We start from the raw sequence: 19,753 nt of genomic DNA, 5'->3' as shown, positions 1-19,753 counted from the left end.
ATGGGCGCTCCGCGATCGCTCAGGCCCGGTCGGCCACGCGACGGCGAGGGGTGAGCGCCCAGCCTGCTGAAGCGGTAATGGGTCTCACCTCCTGGGTCCGTCCCGGTGTCGGGACGCGCCACACTACCGGAACCCGGCCGGACATGACGGCGCCCCGTACGGACGGCGTCAGGGGCTGCCGGTACGGGGCGGGTCTTCGGGCGCCCAGCTTGATCTTCGACCTAGAGATCGACGCTGTCGCGCAGCTTCGTCGGCGTCAGGAAGAGGGAGGCGACGACACCGATCACCGCGATCCCCGCGGAGATCAGGAAGATGTGACCGGTCGCGTCGCCGTACGCGGCACGCACCACTTCCTGGATCTCCGGCGGCATCGCGGCGATGTTCAGGGTCGAGCCGCCCGAGGCGGAGGCGGCCGGATCGATGCCCAGCTCCGCCAGGCCGTCGGCGATCCTCGTGGCGACCTGGTTGGCGAGAACGGCACCCAGGACGGAGACACCGACGGTGCCGCCGAGGGACCGGAAGAAGGTGATCGCCCCGCTGGCCGCGCCGAGTTCACTGAGCGGCACGGTGTTCTGGAGGACGAGCACGAGGTTCTGCATCGACATGCCGACACCGATCCCGACCGCGAGCATCCCCGCCGACACGATGACCAGGGAGGTCTCGTGGTCGATCGTGGACAGTCCCAGGAAACCGAGGGTGAGCACGACGACGCCGGTGATGATGTAGGGCTTGACCTTGCCGGACTTCGACACGAGCCGCCCCGCGACGGTGGACGAGACGAGCACGCCCAGCATCAGGGGGATGGTGAGCAGCCCGGCCTCGGTGGGCGAGTTGCCCCGGCCGATCTGGAAGTACTGGCCCAGGAAGACCGCTCCGCCGAACATCGCCATGCCGACCGCGAGGCTCGCGACGATGGCGAGAGCGGGGTCCCGGCGGCGTACGACGTGGAGCGGGACGACCGGCTCCTTGACGCGGGCCTCCACCAGGACGGCGGCACCGAGGATCAGGACGCTGCCGCCCACCATGGCGAGGCTCTGCCAGGACACCCAGGCGAAGTCGTTGTCGACGAAGGTGACCCAGAGGAGGAGCAGGCTGACGCCCGCGGCGATGAGGGCGGCTCCCAGGTAGTCCACCTTCACGCCCTCGCGGCGCACCTCGGCCAGGTGCAGGGTGCGGGTCAGCAGCACGAAGGCGACGAGGGTGAACGGGATGGCGATGAAGAAGCACCAGCGCCAGCCGAGCCAGGAGGTGTCGGTGATGAACCCGCCGAGCAGCGGTCCGCCGACGGTGGCGACCGCCATGACCCCGCCGAGGTAGCCGTTGTAGCGGCCACGCTCCTTGGGGCTGATCATCGCGGCGATGATCACCTGGACGAGCACCTGGAGCGCGCCCATGCCGAGGCCCTGGATGACGCGGAAGGCGATCAACTGCTCGGTGGACCGGGCGAATCCGCAGGCGATCGACGAGATGACGAAGAGCCCGATGGCTATCTGCAGGAGCAGCTTCTTGCTGAACAGGTCCGCGAGCTTGCCCCAGATCGGCGTGGAGGCCGTTGAGGCCAGCAGGGTCGCGGTGACGACCCAGGTGTACTGCGACTGGGTCCCGTCGAGCGAGCCGATGATCTGCGGGAGGGCCACCGAGACGATCGTGCTGCTGATCATCGCCACGAACAGCACGATGAGCAGGCCGCTCAGTGCTCGCAGCACGTGGCGGTGGTCCATCGGCGCGGCGTCGGCCGGCGCCGCCGTAACTGCGCTCACGCGCAACCTCCGAGAAGTTCAAGGTGAGGGGGAAACCTGGAGAAGCCTTCATCATACATGCACAATGAGCAATATTGCCCAATGCGCAAGTTTGCTGGGCGCGTTGATAATGGACCCATGGAGAGCCCAGTGGGACTGCGGGAACGCAAGAAGGCGGCCACCCGGCAGGCGGTGCACGAAGCGACGATGCGGCTGACCGTCGAGCACGGCTTCGACCATGTGACGGTCGAGGCGGTCGCCGACGCGGCCGGCATCTCCCGCAGAACGTTCTCCAACTACTTCACCAACAAGGAGGACGCCCTCCTCTACGGCGAGGAACAGCTGATCGGTTCGCTGGTCCGCACCGTGTGGGACCGCCCCGCCGAGGAGCCCGCCTGGCCGGCGCTGCGGGCAGCGGTGGCGGACTTCTCCGCGCGCGTGGTGACCCCGGAGCGCGAATGGGCCGTCCGCACGAGGCTGGCCATGCGCCACCCCTCCCTCCTCGCCCGCCAACTCGCCAACCACGCCGCGCTGGAGCGCGACCTGGCGGACGCGATAGCCGCACGCCGGGGCCCCGGGAGGGACCCGGTGCGCCCGGCGGTGCTGGCGGCGGCCTTCCTCTCCTCCTTGCGGATCGCGATGCGCATGTGGATCGAGGAGGACCTGACCCGGTCGCCCGGCGAAGTGATCGACGAGGTCCTCGACGAGATGGGCAGGAGCTTCGACTGACCGGCGGGGCCCGGGGGCGGCTGAGCGATAGATTGCCACCGTGTGCATATCAACAGACGAGGCGGCGTTCTCCGGCACGATCGTGTACCTCGGGCGGCAGCACCACCCCGCGCACGGACTCATCCACCTGATGGGGTACCAGAACACCGCCGTCAACATGGCCGACGGTCCGAACGCCATGCTGCTGCACATCCCGACCCGACGGCTCGACTCCCGGCAGTTCGTCTCCGCCGGACGGACCGGCGACCTCCTGCACCGCATGGTCGCCGCCGTCGGCCGGACCACGGCCGAGGACGCCGGCATCGCCTGGATGGGCGCGGAACCGGAGCCCGTCCAGGTCTTCGAGCACGATGTCTACACGGTGCTTCTCGCCACGGACCCCACACTCGTCCCGGCCGCGCTGGAGCGGGTGCCTCCGCACCGGCGCCCCGCTCTCGACGGAAGCCTCCTGCGCTTCTACGCCGAACACTTCCCCGACCACGCCATCGCCGTGTGCTGCTTCGCCAACGCCGACGCACAGCACGCGAAGCCCCTGCTGTGCTGGTACCAGCCCCTCGACCCGGACGTACTGGCCCTTCCCGCACTGGACAGCCACACCGGTGGGGCACCGGACCTCGACGCACCCGTGCCCGTGGACCACTGGGTCGTGTTCTCCACCGACCAGGCCCCCTCCGGCTGGGGGTCCCCCGTCGACTACCCGGGGCACATGCGCCACAGCCTGCGCGCGTTCCTCCCCGACCGCGTCATGGGCCGCCGGTACGACCGGGGAGAGACCCTGCCCAACGGGGACTTCGCCATCAGCCACCACGACCTCCTCGCGGGCCGCCTCGATCGCGTCACCCGCCTCCGGCCGGTCCGCCGCTGAGCCGCACGGCCCACCCACGGCAGGGGTCGGGATGCGTCCCGCGCGCCCCCTCCGTGGAACGGCTTCGGGCCGACGGTACGAGACCGCCGGCCCGAAGCCGGACGCGCACAGCGACCTGCGATTACAGCACCGGCAGCAGGTTCTTCAGCTCGAAGGCCGTGACCTCGCTGCGGTACTCCTCCCACTCCTGCTTCTTGTTGCGCAGGAAGAAGTCGAAGACGTGCTCGCCCAGCGTCTCGGCGACCAGCTCGCTCTTCTCCATCAGTGCGATCGCCTCGCCCAGGTTCTGCGGCAGCGGCTCGATGCCCATCGCGCGGCGCTCCGAGTCGGAGAGGGCCCAGACGTCGTCGTCGGCGCCGGCCGGGAGTTCGTAGCCCTCCTCGATGCCCTTGAGGCCCGCGGCGAGCAGCACCGCGTACGTCAGGTACGGGTTGGCGCCGGAGTCGATGGAGCGGACCTCGACGCGGGCCGAACCGGTCTTGCCGGGCTTGTACATGGGGACGCGGATCAGCGCGGAGCGGTTGTTGTGGCCCCAGCAGATGTACGAGGGGGCCTCGCCGCCGGCGCCCGCGGAGCGGCTGGAGCCGCCCCAGATGCGCTTGTACGAGTTGACCCACTGGTTCGTGACGGCGGAGATCTCCGCCGCGTGCTTGAGCAGGCCCGCGATGAAGGAGCGGCCCACCTTCGACAGCTGGTACTCGGCGCCCGACTCGTAGAAGGCGTTGCGGTCGCCCTCGAAGAGGGAGAGGTGGGTGTGCATGCCCGAGCCCGGGTACTCCGAGAACGGCTTCGGCATGAAGGTGGCCTGCACGCCCTGCTCCAGCGCGACCTGCTTCATGACCAGGCGGAAGGTCATGATGTTGTCGGCGGTGGACAGCGCGTCGGCGTAGCGGAGGTCGATCTCCTGCTGGCCGGGGGCGCCCTCGTGGTGGCTGAACTCGACCGAGATGCCCATCGATTCGAGCATGGTGATCGCCTGGCGGCGGAAGTCCATGCCGACGTTCTGCGGGGTGTGGTCGAAGTAGCCGGAGCTGTCGGCCGGGGTGGGCCGGCTGCCGTCGACCGGCTTGTTCTTCAGCAGGAAGAACTCGATCTCCGGGTGGGTGTAGAAGGTGAACCCGAGGTCGGAGGTCTTCGCGAGGATGCGCTTGAGGACGAAGCGCGGGTCCGCGAAGGAGGGCGAGCCGTCCGGCATCAGGATGTCGCAGAACATCCGCGCCGTCCCCGGGGCCTCCGCCCGCCACGGAAGGATCTGGAAGGTGCCGGGGTCCGGCTTGGCGATCATGTCCGATTCGTATACGCGGGCGAAGCCCTCGATGGCCGAGCCATCGAAGCCGATGCCCTCGTCAAAGGCCTGTTCGAGCTCGGCCGGGGCCACGGCGACGGACTTGAGGTAACCGAGAACATCGGTGAACCACAGCCGTACGAAGCGGATGTCTCGCTCCTCAAGCGTCCTGAGGACGAATTCCTGCTGCTTGTCCATAGCCACATCCTTGCAGTTCAGACGGTCCGTGCACCACCGCCCGGGGTAGGGGAGACACCTCAGTATCACGACCCGGGATTTCACCCACATTACGCACAGGGTGTGAGAGAGAGCACGTGGCCACCCACTACGATCGGCGCCCATGGTGTGCAAGGCCCGCGGCCGCTCCGCCGCGGCCCCTCGCACACGGGTTTCCCGCTCCGCTCCCGGCCCTCCCGACACCTGGCAGAAGGACCCGACGTCATGAGCTTCGACCGCAGGACCCGCATAGAGCAGATGCGCAGTGCCGACCGTGCGCGCGACCGCCGTACCCGGGTCGTCGCCATAGGCCTGAGTGCCGTGGTGGTCGCAGGCCTGCTGGGATTCGGCACCTTCATGCTCCTGGAGAAGTCCGAGGCGAAGGAGAAGAGCGAGGAGAGCCGGGCCCAGGACTCCAAGCAGACGGAGGCGGAGAAGGAGCAGCTCGCCACGGAGCCGATCGCCGGCGAGAAGACGTGGGACGCGAAGCAGCTGACCCGCGACCACGTGACGACCGCCGTGACGTATCCGATGAAGCCGCCCGTCGGCGGGAACCACAATCCGGCCTGGCTGAACTGCGACGGCGTCGTATACGAAAAGGCCGTCCCGGACGTCAACGCCGTGCACTCCCTGGAGCACGGCGCGGTCTGGGTGACGTACAACGGCAAGGCTGCGGACTCCGACGTCGGGACGCTCGCGTCCAGGGTGAAGAGCACCCCGTTCTCCCTGATGTCCCCGTACGAGGGGCAGGCGGGGGCGATCATGCTCAGCGCCTGGGGCAAGCAGGTCACGGTGGACAGCGCGGACGACCCCAGGGTGGCCCGGTTCTTCGCGAAGTACGTGCAGGGCGCGCAGACGCCCGAGCCCGGCGCGCCCTGCACGGGCGGGGTGGACGGGTGAGCCCGGTGCTCGACCGGCGTACGCGGTGGGTGACGGGCTCCGCCGTGGCGCTCGCCCTGCTGTTCGCGGGGGCGGCGACGGTCGCCTCGGCCCGGGGCGACGCTGCTCCGCCGGCTCCCCGCACGCCCTCCGCGGAGTCCGTGGACGCGGGCTTCGCCCGCGACATGGCCGTCCACCACCAGCAGGCCGTGGAGATGTCCTTCATCGTGCGGGACGTGACGCGGGACGAGGACGTGCGGCGTCTCGCGTACGACATCGCCAACACGCAGGCCAACCAGCGGGGCATGCTGCTCGGCTGGCTCGACCTGTGGGAGCTGCCGAAGACCGCCCCCGAGGGGCAGGGCCCGATGGCCTGGATGCCCGGCGCCCACGGCGGGCACGGCATGCGGGACATGGACGGCACGCAGGGCATGGATCACGACGGTGCGCTCATGCCGGGCATGGCGACGAGGGCCGAGCTCGACCGGCTCCGGAAGGCCCGCGGCAAGGACGCCGAGATCCTGTTCCTGCGGCTGATGACCCACCACCACAAGGCGGGCCTGGACATGGCCCATGGCTGCGCCCAGCAGTGCGCCGTGCCCGCCGAGAGGCGTCTGGCCGCTGGCATGGTCGCGGCCCAGCAGTCCGAGCTGGACCTGATGGCGGACATGCTCGCGGCGCGCGGCGCCCCGCCCCTCCCCTGAGCGCGGAACCTGCCCGGCGTACGCCCGAACGGGTGACAGCACTCGCGTACGCCGTGCAGGGCCCCGACGATGGAAGGACTCGGGGCCGTACAGCAGTGCCCACCGGCACGCAGGAGGCAACCCATGACGACGGCCAAGGACATCATGCACACCGGGGCCCAGTGGATCCCCGCGCACGAGACGCTCGACCGCGCCGCCCAGATGATGCGGGACCACAAGGTGGGGGCGCTCCCCGTCTCCGCCAACGGCGAGCAGGACCGGATGGTCGGGATCATCACCGACCGCGACATCGTGATCAGGTGCGTGGCGTCGGGGCACGATCCGTCGAAGGTGACGGCGGGCGAGCTCTGCGACGGCACTCCCCGCTGGATCGAGTCGACGGCGGACGTCGGCGCGGTGCTCGACGAGATGCAGAGCCACCGGATACGGCGGCTCCCCGTGGTCGAGGACAAGAAGCTGATCGGCATGATCAGCGAGGCCGACCTGGCCCGCCACCTCTCCGACGAGCAGGTCGCCGACTGGGCCGAGATGGTCTACGCCGGGACCTGACCGCCGCTCGCGCACCGGCCCGGCCTTCCCCGCCCCCGGGTGGTGTGCCGGGTCGGCCGGACGGACGCCGGGGCCGCGGCCCGCGCGGGTGTCGGGCCGCGGCGCGTATACCCGACAGGGGTACGGTGCGCAATATGTCTGAAATGCCCAGTCGTCGCACCGTGCTCTCCTCCGGCCTCGCCCTGGCGGGATCGGCGGCCCTGGCCTCCCGGGCCGACGCCGCACCGGCCCGCCCCGCCAACCCCTCCCCCTCCCGCGCACGGGCCGCCGACACCTACGTCGCGCCCGACGGTCCGGAGGTCATGGAGGCCGAGGCCGAGCGGGGCGCCGGACCCCTGCGGAAGGTCTCGCTCACCGCCGCCGCCTCCAGCCGGGAGCTGGGCGACGGACTCACCGTCCCCACCTGGACGTACGGCGACCACCTCCCCGGCCAGGCCGTGCGGGTCACGGCCGGCGACACTCTGGAGCTCGCGCTCACCAACAGCCTCACGCAGTCGACCTCCCTGCACTGGCACGGCCTCTCGCTGCGCAACGACATGGACGGCGTGCCAGGGCTCACGCAGCAGGCGGTCGCGCCGGGCGCCGCGTACACCTACCGCTTCGCGGTCTCGCACCCGGGGACGTACTGGATCCACCCGCACTCGGGCGTCCAGCTGGACCGCGGGCTGTACGCGCCGCTGATCGTCGACGACCCGAGGGAACCGCTCTCCTACGACAAGGAGTGGGTGGTCGTCCTCGACGACTGGCTCGACGGGGTGGAGGGCTCCACCCCCGACGCCGTCCTCGACGAACTCACCAAGGGCCGGGGCAGCAGCCACGACGCGGCCGGGCACAAGGCGGCCCGCCGCCGCGCGGCCCCGGCCGACGGAGACGCGCCCTCGCGTCTCCTGGCGGGCGCGAGCAGCGATCTGCTCGGTGGGCACGCCGGGGACGTCGCCTACCCGCACTACCTGGTCAACGGACGCCGGGCGAGCGACCCTTCGGTCTTCGAGGCGAGCCCGGGCGACCGCATCCGGCTGCGCGTCATCAACGCCGGCGGGGACACCGCCTTCCGGCTGGCGCTCGGCGGCCACCGCATGACCGTGACGCACACGGACGGCTTCCCCGTGCGGCACACCGAGACCGACACGCTGCTGCTGGCCATGGGCGAGCGGTACGACGTGCTGGTGACGGCCGGGGACGGGGTGTTCCCCCTGACCGCGCTCGCCGAGGGCAAGGAGGCGTCGGCGATGGCCGTCCTGCGGACGGCGTCGGGAGCGCTGCCGCCCGCCTCGGCGCGCCCCGGGGAGCTGGACGGCGAGCTGGTCACGGCCGACCGGCTGGCCCCGGACGAGTCGGTGGCACTGGCGGACCGCGAGCCCGACCGGACCGTGCGGATGACGCTCACGGGTTCCATGGACGCCTACGACTGGGCCTTCGACGGCAAGCGCTACGACCCGGCCGTGCGGCAGCCGGTCAGGGCCGGGGAGCGGGTGCGCCTGGCGTTCACCAACCGCACCTCGATGTGGCATCCGGTCCATCTGCACGGCCACACGTTCGCCCTGGCCGGCACGGCGCTCGGTGCCCGCAAGGACACCGCGGCGGTCCTGCCCGGGCGCTCACTGACCGTCGATCTGGACGCGGACAACCCGGGCCTGTGGATGCTGCACTGCCACAACGTCTACCACGCCGAGGCGGGCATGATGACGGTGCTCGGCTACCTCCGCTGAAGGAGGCGCCCGGCGGGTGCGCGGCCGGATCCGGGGCGCGGGAAGACGGCACGCCGGGACATCGCGTCAGTCAGACGATTACACTGGTTCCGTGCCTCAACTACGCCTCGCACTCAATCAGATCGACGCGACCGTCGGAGACCTCGCCGGCAACTCCGAGTCGATCGTCCACTGGACGCGGCACGCCGCCGAGCAGGGCGCCCATCTGGTGGCGTTCCCGGAGATGGTGCTGACCGGATACCCCGTCGAGGACCTGGCCCTGCGGTCGTCCTTCGTCGAGGCCTCACGGACGGCACTGCGCGCCCTCGCCTCGCGTCTCGCCGACGAGGGCTTCGGGGAACTGCCGGTCGTCGTGGGCTACCTCGACCGCTCGGAGCACGCGGCGGCACGCTACGGGCAGCCCGCGGGGTCCCCGCGCAACGCCGCCGCCGTGCTCCACCGCGGACAGGTCGCGCTGGACTTCGCCAAGCACCACCTGCCCAACTACGGCGTCTTCGACGAGTTCCGGTACTTCGTGCCGGGCGACTCGATGCCCGTCGTGCGGGTGCACGGCATCGACGTGGCGCTGGCGATCTGCGAGGACCTCTGGCAGGAGGGCGGCCGTGTCCCGGCCGCCCGCGCCGCCGGGGCCGGGCTGCTGCTCTCCATCAACGCCTCCCCGTACGAGCGCGACAAGGACGACACCCGCCTGGAGCTGGTCCGCAGGCGGGCGCGGGAGGCCGGCTGCACCACGGCGTACCTGGCGATGACGGGCGGCCAGGACGAGCTGGTCTTCGACGGGGACTCCATCGTCGTCGACAAGGCCGGAGAGGTCATCGCCCGCGCCCCCCAGTTCGCCGAGGGCAGCGTGATCCTGGACCTGGACCTGCCGGCCGCCGCGGCCGACGCACCCTCCGGGGTCGTCAACGACGGGCTCCGGATCGACCACGTGGTCCTGAGCCAGGAGCCGCTGCCCTCCTACGAGCCCGAGCTCGCAGGAGGGTACGCGGAGCGGCTCGACGACGACGAGGAGCTGTACTCGGCGCTGGTCGTGGGCCTGCGCGCGTACGTCGCGAAGAACGGTTTCAGCAGTGTGCTGATCGGGCTGTCGGGCGGCATCGACTCGGCGCTCGTCGCGGCGATCGCCTGTGACGCGCTGGGTGCCCGGCACGTCTACGGCGTCTCGATGCCGTCGAAGTACTCCTCGGACCACTCACGGGGCGACGCGGCCGAACTGGCCCGGCGTACCGGGCTGAACTTCCGCACCGTACCGATCGAGCCGATGTTCGACGCGTACATGGGCTCGCTGGGGCTCACCGGGCTGGCGGAGGAGAACCTCCAGTCGCGGCTTCGCGGCACGATGCTGATGGCCCTCTCCAACCAGGAGGGCCAGATCGTGCTCGCACCGGGCAACAAGTCGGAGCTGGCGGTGGGCTATTCCACGCTGTACGGGGACTCCGTCGGCGCGTACGGGCCGATCAAGGACGTGTACAAGACCTCGGTCTTCCGCCTCGCCAGGTGGCGTAACCGCGCCGCCGAGGAGCGCGGGCAGACCCCGCCGATCCCGGAGGCGTCCATCACCAAGCCGCCGAGCGCCGAACTCCGCCCGGGCCAGGTGGACACGGACTCCCTGCCGGACTACGACGTGCTGGACCGGATCCTGGAGATGTACGTCGACCGGGACCAGGGCCGGGACGCGATCGTGGCTGCCGGCTTCGACGACGCCCTGGTGACGAGGACGCTGCGGATGGTGGACACGGCCGAGTACAAGCGGCGGCAGTACCCGCCGGGCACGAAGATCTCACCGAAGGGATTCGGCAAGGACCGCCGGCTGCCGGTCACGAACCACTGGCGCGAGTCGAGCTGACACGGAGCCTCCGGCACGGCTCCCGTACGACCGGGCGCGGCTCCCGTACGACCGGCGCGGCTCCCGTACGACCGGGCATGGCTCCCGTACGTCCGGCACGGCTCCCGTACGACCGGGCATGGCTCCCGTACGACCGGGCGCGGCTCCCGTACGACCGGGCGCGGTCAGCGTGACAGTCCCAGCTCGCCCGCGCGCAGACCCGCCTGGAAACGGCTGTCGGCACCGAGCGCGGCCATCAGTTCGGCCACGCGCCGCCGGTAGGTGCGGAGCGAGAGCCCGAGGCGTCCGGCCGCCGTCGCGTCGGTGAGTCCCGAGCCGAGGGTCTCGAGGACGGCGCGGGCCTCGGTGTCCAGGTGAGGGGCGTCGCCGCGCAGACAGGTGTCGAGGCCGGGCGAGTCGTCCCAGACCGCCTGGCAGAGCGAGTGGACTCCGTCGACCAGGGTCCGCGACGTGGTCACGGTGTACTCGCGGCCCGCGGGGGTCTCCCGGCCCGCGAGGATCATGATCCGACGGTCGATGACGATCGTCTCGTGCGGCAGCGGTGAGCCGCTGATCCTGACGAGGGCGCCCTTGCCGCGCACCAGCCGAAGGTGCTCCCGGTCCTCCTCCTCGACGAGCGCGAGCGGGCTGAGCAGCTTGCGGACGGTCAGGCCGGGCGAATCCGGCGCCCGCATCCGGCGCAGGACCGCCGCCCTGGCCACCGGCTGCGACCACGTCCGCAGGTCACGGGCGACGCAGAGGAAGTCGGAGGACAGGGACGCGAAGAGGTGACCGGCGCGCGCGACCAGCTCCGCGTCCCCCTGGACCGAGAACACCTCTTCGTTCCGCATCCCGCCAGTCTGGCAGGGCGCCGCGGGCCTGGCAGCAAACTGCCACGCGCTCGCCGGGCGTCCCGGGGGCGGCCACGATGGGCCTCATGACGATCAAGACGTTCCCCCTCGGCGGGGACCTGACCATCAACCGGCTCGGCTTCGGCGCGATGCGCCTGGCGGCAGGGACGTTCACCGGCCCGCCGCGGGACCCGGAGACGGGCGTCGCCGTGCTCCGGCGGGCCGTGGAGCTGGGCGTGAACCACATCGACACCGCCGGCTTCTACGGCAGAGGAACGGTGTGGGCCAACGAACTGATCCGTACGGCGCTGGCCCCCTACCGCGACGGCCTGGTCATCGCCACGAAGGTCGGTCCGCTGCGCGACGCCACCGGTGTGCCGAGCGGAGAGGCGACAGCGGACCAGCTGCGCGGGCTGGTCGAGGAGGATCTGCGCGCGCTGGGGCTGGACCGGCTCGACCTGGTCTATCTGCGGGTGGGCGGGATGGACGAGCCGGGCGGCGCGTCGATCGCCGAACGGTTCGCGGTCCTGGCCGGACTCCGCGAGGAGGGCCTGATCCGTCATCTGGGCGTCAGCAATGTGGACGCCGCCCAGTTCGCCGAGGCCAGGGAGGTCGCGCCCGTCTCAGCCGTGCAGAACAAGCACACCGACGACATGGGCCTGCTCACCGCATGCGAGGAGTCGGGCATCGCCTACGTGCCCTACTTCCCGCTCGGCGGGGGCATCGGCCCGCTCGCCACGGAACGGCTCGGCGAGGTCTCGGCCCGCCTCGGCGCGGCCCCGGCGCAGGTCGCGCTCGCCGCGCTGCTGGCGGTGTCCCCGTCGGTGCTGGCGATTCCGGGCACCGGGTCCCTCGACCACCTGGAGGAGAACCTCGCGGCGGACACGCTCGTACTCGGCGACGAGGACCTGGCCGCCCTGCGCGGCTGACCGCCGGCACCGAACGAAGCCGGGCCGGCGGGGAGCGTGACGCCCCCGCCGGCCCGGCTCGGTGGTTCCCCGGCTCGCTCTACGAGCGGGCCTCCGCGTGCTCCCGGGTCTCCACGCGGGCGCCGGACGCCACCACACGCGAGGTGCCCGGGGTCCGGTCCAGCACACCGGCCGTGACCGCCACCGCGAGGCCGGCGACGGCCAGCACGGCACCGACCAGGGCCGGGGAGGTCCAGCCCCAGCCCGCCGAGATGGCCACCCCGCCGAGCCAGGCACCGCCCGCGTTGGCGAGGTTGAAGGCGGAGTGGTTGGAGGCGGACGCGAGGGTGGGGGCGTCCTTGGCCTTGTTCATCACGAGCATCTGCAGCGGCGTGGTGGTCATGAAGCCGATGCCGCCGAGCAGCACCACCATCACCAGGGCGGCCCACTGCACGTGGACGGTGAAGGGGAAGACGGCCAGGACGACGGCCAGGGCCGCAAGCGAGCCGTAGAGCGTGGGCCGCAGGGCGCGGTCGGTCAGGGGGCCGGCCGCCAGCGCGCCGAGCGTCATCCCGATGCCGAACAGCGCGAGGACGAGCGTCACCGAGGACTCGCCGAAGCCCATTGCCTCGGTCGTCATGGACGAGAGGTAGGAGTAGACGGCGAAGACACCGGCGAAGCCGAGGACGGCGGTGAGCAGGCCGAGCACCACCTGCCGGTTGCCGAGCGCGCTCAGCTCACGGCGTACGTTCTGGTGCGCCTCGACGGGGATCTGCGGCACGAGGCGGGCGAGCGCGGCCATCGCGCCCAGGCCGATCACGGCGACCACCATGAAGGTGGCGCGCCAGCCGAGGTGCTGCCCCAGCAGGGTGGCCGCGGGTACGCCGACGATGTTGGCCACGGTCAGGCCGAGGAACATCGTGGCGACCGCGCGGGCCTGGCGGCCCTCCGGCACGAGGCGGGCGGCGACGACCGCGCCGACGCCGAAGAAGGCCCCGTGCGGCAGTCCGGCCAGGACGCGGCCGGCCAGCAGCCAGCCGAAGTCGGGGGCGAAGGCGGAGGCGAGGTTGCCAACCGTGAAGACGGCCATCAGCAGCAGGAGCATCCGCTTGCGCGGGATCCTGGAGCCGAGACCGGTGAGCAGCGGGGCACCGAGGACGACGCCGATCGCGTACGCCGAGACGAGGTAACCGGCGGTGGGTACGGACGTTCCCAGATCGTCCGCGACGTTGGGCAGCAGTCCCATCATCACGAACTCGGTGGTGCCGATGCCGAAGGCGCTCACAGCGAGGGCGAGCAGGGCCAGGGGCATGGAAGTGACCTTTCGGGCGGGGGCCGCCCGGAACGTGGCGTCCGGGTGGCGGCGGTGTGTGTGCGGGAGCGTCGGCGTCGTTGCCGGGACGGGTTATGTATCCCGTCGGAACAAAGTCTCTCAGACGTTTTATGCCCGGACGTGAACAAGCCGTTGCGGCGGGGTGTGATGTCGGCGTCACTCTGCGGGTCCGCCTCCTCCCCGGGGCCCCGGCCGTGCGCCGCGGGCCCGGCCGGACCGGTCGGCCGGGCCCGCGCGGTCATCGCCCGGGCACCGGACTCCGTCGGGCGGTGAGCGTCCCGCGCACCCGCCCCGAGGACCCGGCCAGCACCCCCGCACCCGCGAGGGCCCCGCACATCAGCAGGGCGCTCACCCAGACCGGGGAGCGGAAGCCGAGACCCGCGCCGAGGGCCAGGCCGCCCAGCCAGGGGCCCGCCGCCGCGCCCACGTTGAACGCGGCCGTCGCGAAGGATCCGGCCATCGTGGGCGCGTCGGGGGCCTGGTGGAAGACCCGGGTGATCAGCGTCGTACCCGTACCGAAGGCGAGCGCACCCTGGAGCAGTACGAGGGCGAGCACGGCCACCGGGTGCGCGGCGGTCAGCGCGAGCGCCGCCCAGCCCGCCGCCAGTGCCACCATGCCGCACCCGACGACCGCGTCCGGGCGGGCGTCGGCCAGGCGTCCGGCCAGGGTGACACCCGCGAAGGAGCCGACACCGAACAGCGCGAGTACCAGGGGCATCCAGCCCGAGCCGAATCCGGTGACCCGGGTGGCCAGCGGTTCGAGGTAGGAGAAGGTGCAGAAGGTGGCCCCCTGCACGAGGGCCATCACCAGCAGGGTCAGCAGCAGCCGGGGCCGGGCCAGGGCCCGCAGTTCACCCCTCGCGCTTCCCGGCGCCACGCCGTCGGGCCGGCCGCCCGGCACGGCCGCCCACAGCGCGAGGGCCGCGGGTACGGAGACCAGGGCGACGGCCCAGAAGGCCGCACGCCAGCCCCAGACCTCACCGAGCGCCGCCCCCGCCGGAACGCCGACCACGCACGCCACGGTGACCCCGCCGACCACGACGGCGGTGGCGCGCGCCCTCTGGTGCGGGGCGACCATGGCCAGCGCGGTGACCAGCGCGACCGCCCAGAACCCGGCGTTGGCCAGCGCCCCGGCGACCCGGGTCACGAGCAGCACCGCGTAGCTGGAGGTCACCGCGCCGACGAGGTGCGCGGCGACGAAGACACCGAGGAAGAGCAGCAGCGCCCGGCGCCGGGGCCAGGTGCGGCCGGCCAGGGCGGTGATCGGCGCGCCGATCACCATCCCGATGGCGAAGGCGGTGGTCAGCAGCCCTGCGGCGCCGAGCGAGACGCGCAGGTCTTCGGCGATGCCCGAGAGCAGGCCGGAGAGCATGAATTCCGATGTGCCCTGGGCGAAGACCGCCAGCCCGAGCACGTATACGGCGAATGGCATGAGAGAGAAGCCCCTTGTACGGAACCGTCGGAGGAATCGAGCGGTGTGCAGGGGGTGCGGGCCGCGCCCGTCGTCAGGCGCCTGGGCGCGAGGACGGCAACGCGGTGGAATGTCCGGTTTTCCTACGGGACATGGAGGTCGGCCCACACCGCGCGGACGATCCGGCGGTGGTCGACGGCACGACGGGGAGAGTCCGCTGCCCGTCCGGGTCAGGGGCTTTCGGCGTCAGTGACAGGCCACCGGCGAACCGGCGGCCTGAGTCTGTCGGACTCGGGGCTGGACATGAGGGGAGCGTACAACGGCCCCGGGAACGGCGGGGCTCAGAGCTGCACGCGGGCCGCGATCGGGAGGTGGTCGCTGTCGGTGGCGGGAAGGGTCCAGGAGGCGAGGGGTTCGACGCCCCGGACCATGATCTGGTCGATCCGCGCCATCGGGAACGACGCGGGCCAGCTGAAGCCGAAGCCGTCGCCCGCGGCGCCCTGGGTGGAACGCATCTGGGCGGTGACCGCGTTCAGGGAGCGGTCGTTCATCGTGCCGTTGAGGTCGCCGAGCAGGACCACCCGCTCGATCGGCTCGTCGGCGATCGCCTCGCCCAGCGCGTCGGCGCTGTCGTCCCGCTGGTTGGCGGTGAAGCCCGCGTTCAGCTTGACCCGCACGGACGGGAGGTGGGCGACGTACACCTTGACCGGGCCCTCGGGGGTGGTGACGGTGGCACGCATCGCGCGGGTCCAGCCCAGCTTGATGTCGACGGGGCCGGAGTCCGTCACCGGGTACTTGCTCCACAGGCCGACGGTGCCCTGCACGGAGTGGTGCGGGTACGCGTCGGCCAGGGCGTCCTCGTACGCCGCGACCTTGCCGCCGGGCAGCTCCTGCAGGGCCACGATGTCGGCGCCGGAGCCCGCGACCTGCTGGGCGGTGCCCGCGGGGTCGGGGTTTCCCGCGTTGACGTTGTGCGTGGCGACGGTGAGGTCACCGCCGGTGCCCGACTTGTCGGCGAACAGCAGGCCGCCGAAGAGGTTGAGCCAGACCGCGACCGGCAGGATCAGGGCGATGAGCGCGGTCGCCGAGCGCCGGACCAGCCCGAGGAGCAGCAGCACGGGCACGAGGAGGCCGAACCAGGGCAGGAACGTCTCGATGAGGCTGCCCAGGTTGCCGATGGCGTTCGGGATGTCCGCGTGGAAGACCATCACGACGGTCAGGAGGACCGAGCAGAGCGCCAGGAGGATGCCGCGCCGCCAGATGCCCCGGTCCGAGGCCAGTCTGTGCCGCAGAGCCCTCAGACGGGAGCCGGGCTGCGGATCCGCGCCTGCGTCCTCGGTGTCCGTCCTGTACGCCTGCACCATTGCGCTCGTCCTCACTGCCTTGCCGTACACATCACCGCGCCTCCCGACCCTAGGCGATGGGTGACGCTGTTCCCGCCGTCGACGACGGCCGTACTGCCATCAGGACGACGGATGCGGTGCGACGGGTTCCGGCCGCCGTGGCCGTTTCGCGGCTTGTGACAGAACGATCACACGGGAGAGGCGGCCGGTTCCACGGGGTGCGGCCCGCGAGGTCGCCGAGCGTGGCGCGAGACGTCGGAGGAGGGTCCGGACGACGCGGTCGGCGAGATCCTCCGGCAGGGGGCGTCGGGACGGTGGACGGTGCGGGCGTGCACGGGCCCGGGAGGAGGCCGTCCACGGGCTCCGCTGCCGCCGCCCGGCCGCATACGTTCACCGGGCGCGGTGGGCCCACTTCCCGGGAACGGCCGGGAGATGCCACCATGGAAGGGATCCGGGGACGCCGTCAGGGCGCCTCGAGATGACGAAGGAGCCGTTGGCCATGTCGCTTCAGGCTGCGCAGAACCAGTCCGCCACACCCCCCGCGGGCCCCACCCCCGGTGCCGGCAAGGCCCTGTACGGGGGCAAGCACACCCGCCGCATCACCGTCCACGACATCGCCGCCGCCAGTGAGCGCGGCGAGAAGTGGCCCATGCTCACCGCCTACGACGCGATGACCGCGTCCGTCTTCGACGAGGCGGGGATCCCCGTCATGCTCGTCGGCGACTCGATGGGCAACTGCCACCTCGGCTACGAGACCACCGTGCCCGTCACGATGGACGAGATGACCATGCTCTCGGCCGCCGTCGTCCGGGGCACCGAGCGCGCCCTCATCGTGGCCGACCTGCCCTTCGGGGCGTACCAGGAGGGCCCCGTCCAGGCCCTGCGCAACGCCACCCGGCTGATCAAGGACGCCGGTGTCGGCGCGGTCAAGCTGGAGGGCGGCGAGCGCTCCCACGAGCAGATCCGGCTGCTGGTCGAGGCCGGGATCCCGGTCATGGGCCACATCGGTCTGACCCCGCAGTCCGTCAACGCCATGGGCTACCGCGTACAGGGCCGCGGCGAGGAAGCGGCGCAGCAGCTGCTGCGTGACGCGAAGGCGGTGCAGGACGCCGGCGCGTTCGCCGTCGTCCTGGAGCTCGTCCCGGCCGAGCTGGCCGCCGAGGTCACCCGCACCCTGCACATCCCCACGGTCGGCATCGGCGCCGGGCCCGACACGGACGCGCAGGTGCTGGTCTACACCGACATGGTCGGCCTCACCGGCGGCAAGGTGCCTCGCTTCACCAAGCAGTACGCGAATCTGCGCCAGGTGATGGGCGACGCCGCCAGGGCGTACGCCGAGGAAGTCGTCGGCGGCACCTTCCCGGCGGCGGAGCACACCTTCCACTGACACCCGGGGCCAGCGGCCCACCAAGACCACTGCCGCACCACCGACAGCCCGCCGACTTCCCCCATCGGCGGGCTGTCGCCCGTTCCCGCCCCGTATCGGAAAGCTGTCACCGACATGTCGGTGACTTGTCGGTGAGGGCTGGTCCGATGGTGTCCATGACGCGAAACGACAAGAACCTCAGGAGCGGCGGGAACGCCGTCGAGGTACGGGGGCTGGTCAAGCACTACGGCACGACCAAGGCACTCGACGGCGTGGACCTCGACGTGCGCGAGGGCACCGTCCTCGGTGTGCTCGGGCCCAACGGCGCCGGCAAGACCACCCTCGTACGCTGCCTGTCCACCCTGGTCCTTCCCGACGCCGGGCACGCGGTCGTGGCCGGCTACGACGTGGTGAAGCAGCCCCGGCAGCTCCGCCGCACCATAGGCCTCACCGGGCAGTACGCCTCGGTCGACGAGAAGCTGTCCGGCTGGGAGAACCTCTACATGATCGGGCGGCTGCTCGACCTGCCGCGCAGGAAGGCCCGGTCCCGCGCCGACGAGCTGCTGGAGCGCTTCTCGCTCACCGACGCCGCCAGGAAGGCCGCGATGGAGTACTCCGGCGGCATGCGGCGCCGGCTGGACCTCGCGGCATCCATGATCGGCAGCCCGGCCGTGCTCTACCTGGACGAGCCGACGACGGGGCTCGACCCCCGCACCCGCAACGAGGTCTGGGACGAGGTGCAGCGGATGGTCGCGGAAGGGGCGACCGTGCTGCTCACCACCCAGTACATGGAAGAGGCCGAGCAGCTCGCCAGCGAGCTCACGGTCATCGACCACGGCAGGATCATCGCCCGGGGCGGTGTCGACGAGCTGAAGGCCAAGGTCGGCGGACGCACCCTGCAGATCCGGCCCTCCGACCCGGCCGAACTGGCCGCGATGGCACAGGCGCTGCGGGAGGCCGGTCTCGACGGCGTCGCCGGCGCCCAGGCGGTCCCGGACGAGGGACTGCTCTACGTACCCATCCTCAGCGACGCGCAGCTGACCGCCGTGATCGGACTGCTCGGCACCCGGGGCTTCTCCCTTGCGCACGTCTCCACCGCCCTGCCCAGCCTGGACGAGGTGTTCCTGGCCATCACGGGCGACAAGGCCACCACCGTCACCGACACGATCCCCCAGGAGGTCGCGGCATGAGCACGACGACTCTGACGCCCGCCCCCACCGGCGCGGCCGCACCGGCCCCGGAACTCCAGGACGAGGGCCGGATCGGGCTGCGGAACAACCTGCGGCACATCGGGGCGCTGGTGAGGCGCAACCTGCTCCAGATCAAGAAGGATCCGGAGTCGATGTTCGACGCGCTCCTGATGCCGGTCATCTTCGTGCTGCTGTTCGTCTACGTCTTCGGCGGCTCGGTCGGCAGCAGCATGGGCGGCGACCGTCAGGACTACCTGAACTACCTGATCCCCGGGCTGATGGCGATGATGGGCATGAACATCGCCATGGCGGTCGGTTCCGGCGTCAACGACGACTTCCGCAAGGGGGTCATGGACCGCTTCCGCACCATGCCGATCGCCCGTTCCTCGGTGCTCATCGCCAAGATCGTGGTCGAGCTCGGCCGGATGACGGTCGCCACCCTGATCCTGCTGGGCATGGGCTTCGCGCTCGGCATGGAGCTCCACGGGTCCGTGCTCGGGCTGATCGGTTCGATCGCCCTGGCGGCCGCGTTCGGCGCCGCCATCATGTGGATCTTCATCCTGCTCGGGCTGACCCTGAAGACGGCCCAGGCCGTCCAGGGAATGGGGATGATCGTGATGATGCCGCTCCAGTTCGGTTCCTCGATCTTCGCCCCGACGCAGACGATGCCTGGCTGGCTCCAGACGTTCACCGACTACAACCCGCTGTCCAACCTGGCCGACGCGGCCCGTGGGCTGATGATGGGCGGTCCGCTCGGCAACTCGGTCTGGCTGACGCTCGGCTGGACCGTCGTCATCACCGTGGTGATGGCCCCGCTCGCGGTGTCCAAGTTCCGCAAGGCGTCCTGACGC

General features: G+C 71.5%; 17 protein-coding genes. 11 read left to right on the top strand and 6 right to left on the bottom strand.

Features of this window, described 5'->3' with window-relative positions; genetic code table 11:
* Window positions 1-221 precede the first annotated feature (221 nt).
* A complete protein-coding gene (locus ACIRJR_RS13130; protein ID WP_403778731.1) occupies window positions 222-1,721 on the bottom strand; it encodes an MDR family MFS transporter in 1,500 nt (499 codons plus the stop codon).
* Between the two features lie 156 nt (window positions 1,722-1,877).
* Here ACIRJR_RS13130 and ACIRJR_RS13125 point away from each other — a divergent pair, with 156 nt between their 5' ends.
* Window positions 1,878-2,468: a TetR/AcrR family transcriptional regulator gene (locus ACIRJR_RS13125; protein WP_403778320.1), complete on the top strand. Its 591-nt coding sequence runs from the start codon at window positions 1,878-1,880 to the stop codon at window positions 2,466-2,468.
* A 40-nt stretch (window positions 2,469-2,508) separates the two neighbouring features.
* Entirely contained in the window at window positions 2,509-3,333 is an 825-nt protein-coding gene (locus tag ACIRJR_RS13120; protein WP_403778317.1) for a hypothetical protein, read from the top strand.
* Between the two features lie 121 nt (window positions 3,334-3,454).
* On the opposite strand, the gene glnA is transcribed toward ACIRJR_RS13120, so the two are convergent.
* Window positions 3,455-4,816, bottom strand: a complete 1,362-nt coding sequence (gene glnA, locus ACIRJR_RS13115; protein WP_329228065.1) for a type I glutamate--ammonia ligase — start codon at window positions 4,814-4,816, stop codon at window positions 3,455-3,457.
* A gap of 243 nt (window positions 4,817-5,059) precedes the next feature.
* On the opposite strand from glnA, the gene ACIRJR_RS13110 reads away from it, so the two are divergent.
* The 5 genes from ACIRJR_RS13110 to ACIRJR_RS13090 all read left to right on the top strand — a co-directional run bounded on the left by ACIRJR_RS13110 (window position 5,060) and on the right by ACIRJR_RS13090 (window position 10,521).
* Window positions 5,060-5,734: a DUF3105 domain-containing protein gene (locus tag ACIRJR_RS13110; protein ID WP_403778314.1), complete on the top strand. Its 675-nt coding sequence runs from the start codon at window positions 5,060-5,062 to the stop codon at window positions 5,732-5,734.
* Window positions 5,731-6,417 carry a DUF305 domain-containing protein gene (locus tag ACIRJR_RS13105; RefSeq protein WP_403778311.1) on the top strand — a complete coding sequence of 229 codons (687 nt, stop codon included), beginning with the start codon at window positions 5,731-5,733 and terminating at the stop codon, window positions 6,415-6,417. Before ACIRJR_RS13110 ends, ACIRJR_RS13105 begins: the two co-directional genes overlap by 4 nt.
* A 123-nt stretch (window positions 6,418-6,540) precedes the next feature.
* Window positions 6,541-6,966, top strand: coding sequence for a CBS domain-containing protein (locus ACIRJR_RS13100; RefSeq protein ID WP_403778309.1), 426 nt, complete (start codon window positions 6,541-6,543; stop codon window positions 6,964-6,966).
* Between the two features lie 134 nt (window positions 6,967-7,100).
* The gene (locus ACIRJR_RS13095) at window positions 7,101-8,675 is read left to right on the top strand and encodes a multicopper oxidase family protein (RefSeq protein WP_403778306.1); all 1,575 of its coding nucleotides are present in this window, start codon (window positions 7,101-7,103) and stop codon (window positions 8,673-8,675) included.
* 91 nt (window positions 8,676-8,766) lie between these two features.
* A complete protein-coding gene (locus ACIRJR_RS13090; protein ID WP_403778303.1) occupies window positions 8,767-10,521 on the top strand; it encodes an NAD+ synthase in 1,755 nt (584 codons plus the stop codon).
* 164 nt (window positions 10,522-10,685) lie between these two features.
* On the opposite strand, the gene ACIRJR_RS13085 is transcribed toward ACIRJR_RS13090, so the two are convergent.
* Window positions 10,686-11,351, bottom strand: coding sequence for a DNA-binding response regulator (locus tag ACIRJR_RS13085; RefSeq protein WP_403778300.1), 666 nt, complete (start codon window positions 11,349-11,351; stop codon window positions 10,686-10,688).
* Window positions 11,352-11,437: 86 nt separating this feature from the next.
* On the opposite strand from ACIRJR_RS13085, the gene ACIRJR_RS13080 reads away from it, so the two are divergent.
* Window positions 11,438-12,280 carry an oxidoreductase gene (locus tag ACIRJR_RS13080; protein ID WP_403778297.1) on the top strand — a complete coding sequence of 281 codons (843 nt, stop codon included), beginning with the start codon at window positions 11,438-11,440 and terminating at the stop codon, window positions 12,278-12,280.
* Between the two features lie 79 nt (window positions 12,281-12,359).
* Here ACIRJR_RS13080 and ACIRJR_RS13075 read toward each other — a convergent pair whose 3' ends face one another.
* The 3 genes from ACIRJR_RS13075 to ACIRJR_RS13065 form a co-directional block, all read right to left on the bottom strand.
* Window positions 12,360-13,571, bottom strand: a complete 1,212-nt coding sequence (locus ACIRJR_RS13075) for an MFS transporter (protein WP_403778294.1) — start codon at window positions 13,569-13,571, stop codon at window positions 12,360-12,362.
* A gap of 259 nt (window positions 13,572-13,830) precedes the next feature.
* Window positions 13,831-15,024 (bottom strand): Cmx/CmrA family chloramphenicol efflux MFS transporter, encoded by a 1,194-nt coding sequence (locus ACIRJR_RS13070; protein ID WP_403778291.1) that lies wholly within the window; start codon window positions 15,022-15,024, stop codon window positions 13,831-13,833.
* Between the two features lie 320 nt (window positions 15,025-15,344).
* Complete coding sequence (locus tag ACIRJR_RS13065) at window positions 15,345-16,367, bottom strand: endonuclease/exonuclease/phosphatase family protein (protein WP_403778288.1); 1,023 nt, start codon at window positions 16,365-16,367, stop codon at window positions 15,345-15,347.
* Window positions 16,368-16,845: 478 nt separating this feature from the next.
* Here ACIRJR_RS13065 and panB point away from each other — a divergent pair, with 478 nt between their 5' ends.
* From panB to ACIRJR_RS13050, 3 genes are all read left to right on the top strand, one after another.
* Entirely contained in the window at window positions 16,846-17,733 is an 888-nt protein-coding gene (gene panB, locus ACIRJR_RS13060; RefSeq protein ID WP_403778285.1) for a 3-methyl-2-oxobutanoate hydroxymethyltransferase, read from the top strand.
* Window positions 17,734-17,879: 146 nt separating this feature from the next.
* Window positions 17,880-18,902, top strand: a complete 1,023-nt coding sequence (locus tag ACIRJR_RS13055; RefSeq protein ID WP_403778282.1) for an ATP-binding cassette domain-containing protein — start codon at window positions 17,880-17,882, stop codon at window positions 18,900-18,902.
* On the top strand, window positions 18,899-19,750 hold the full coding sequence (locus ACIRJR_RS13050) for an ABC transporter permease (protein WP_403778279.1): 852 nt from the start codon (window positions 18,899-18,901) through the stop codon (window positions 19,748-19,750). The genes ACIRJR_RS13055 and ACIRJR_RS13050 overlap by 4 nt, the downstream gene beginning before the upstream one ends.
* Window positions 19,751-19,753 lie beyond the last annotated feature (3 nt).

Source organism: Streptomyces sp. NPDC102402, from assembly GCF_044765765.1.
Classification (GTDB): Bacteria; Actinomycetota; Actinomycetes; order Streptomycetales; family Streptomycetaceae; genus Streptomyces.
This window is presented reverse-complemented; position numbering and strand designations above follow the sequence as displayed.

What these genes read in the sequence shown, in the direction of transcription:
- ACIRJR_RS13130 (WP_403778731.1), bottom strand. Translation starts at nt 1,721, where the DNA reads ATGGACCACCGCCACGTGCTGCGAGCACTGAGCGGCCTGCTCATCGTG.
- ACIRJR_RS13125 (WP_403778320.1), top strand. Translation starts at nt 1,878, where the DNA reads ATGGAGAGCCCAGTGGGACTGCGGGAACGCAAGAAGGCGGCCACCCGG.
- glnA (WP_329228065.1), bottom strand. Translation starts at nt 4,816, where the DNA reads ATGGACAAGCAGCAGGAATTCGTCCTCAGGACGCTTGAGGAGCGAGAC.
- ACIRJR_RS13110 (WP_403778314.1), top strand. Translation starts at nt 5,060, where the DNA reads ATGAGCTTCGACCGCAGGACCCGCATAGAGCAGATGCGCAGTGCCGAC.
- ACIRJR_RS13100 (WP_403778309.1), top strand. Translation starts at nt 6,541, where the DNA reads ATGACGACGGCCAAGGACATCATGCACACCGGGGCCCAGTGGATCCCC.
- ACIRJR_RS13095 (WP_403778306.1), top strand. Translation starts at nt 7,101, where the DNA reads ATGTCTGAAATGCCCAGTCGTCGCACCGTGCTCTCCTCCGGCCTCGCC.
- ACIRJR_RS13085 (WP_403778300.1), bottom strand. Translation starts at nt 11,351, where the DNA reads ATGCGGAACGAAGAGGTGTTCTCGGTCCAGGGGGACGCGGAGCTGGTC.
- ACIRJR_RS13080 (WP_403778297.1), top strand. Translation starts at nt 11,438, where the DNA reads ATGACGATCAAGACGTTCCCCCTCGGCGGGGACCTGACCATCAACCGG.
- ACIRJR_RS13075 (WP_403778294.1), bottom strand. Translation starts at nt 13,571, where the DNA reads ATGCCCCTGGCCCTGCTCGCCCTCGCTGTGAGCGCCTTCGGCATCGGC.
- ACIRJR_RS13070 (WP_403778291.1), bottom strand. Translation starts at nt 15,024, where the DNA reads ATGCCATTCGCCGTATACGTGCTCGGGCTGGCGGTCTTCGCCCAGGGC.
- ACIRJR_RS13065 (WP_403778288.1), bottom strand. Translation starts at nt 16,367, where the DNA reads ATGGTGCAGGCGTACAGGACGGACACCGAGGACGCAGGCGCGGATCCG.
- panB (WP_403778285.1), top strand. Translation starts at nt 16,846, where the DNA reads ATGTCGCTTCAGGCTGCGCAGAACCAGTCCGCCACACCCCCCGCGGGC.
- ACIRJR_RS13055 (WP_403778282.1), top strand. Translation starts at nt 17,880, where the DNA reads ATGGTGTCCATGACGCGAAACGACAAGAACCTCAGGAGCGGCGGGAAC.
- ACIRJR_RS13050 (WP_403778279.1), top strand. Translation starts at nt 18,899, where the DNA reads ATGAGCACGACGACTCTGACGCCCGCCCCCACCGGCGCGGCCGCACCG.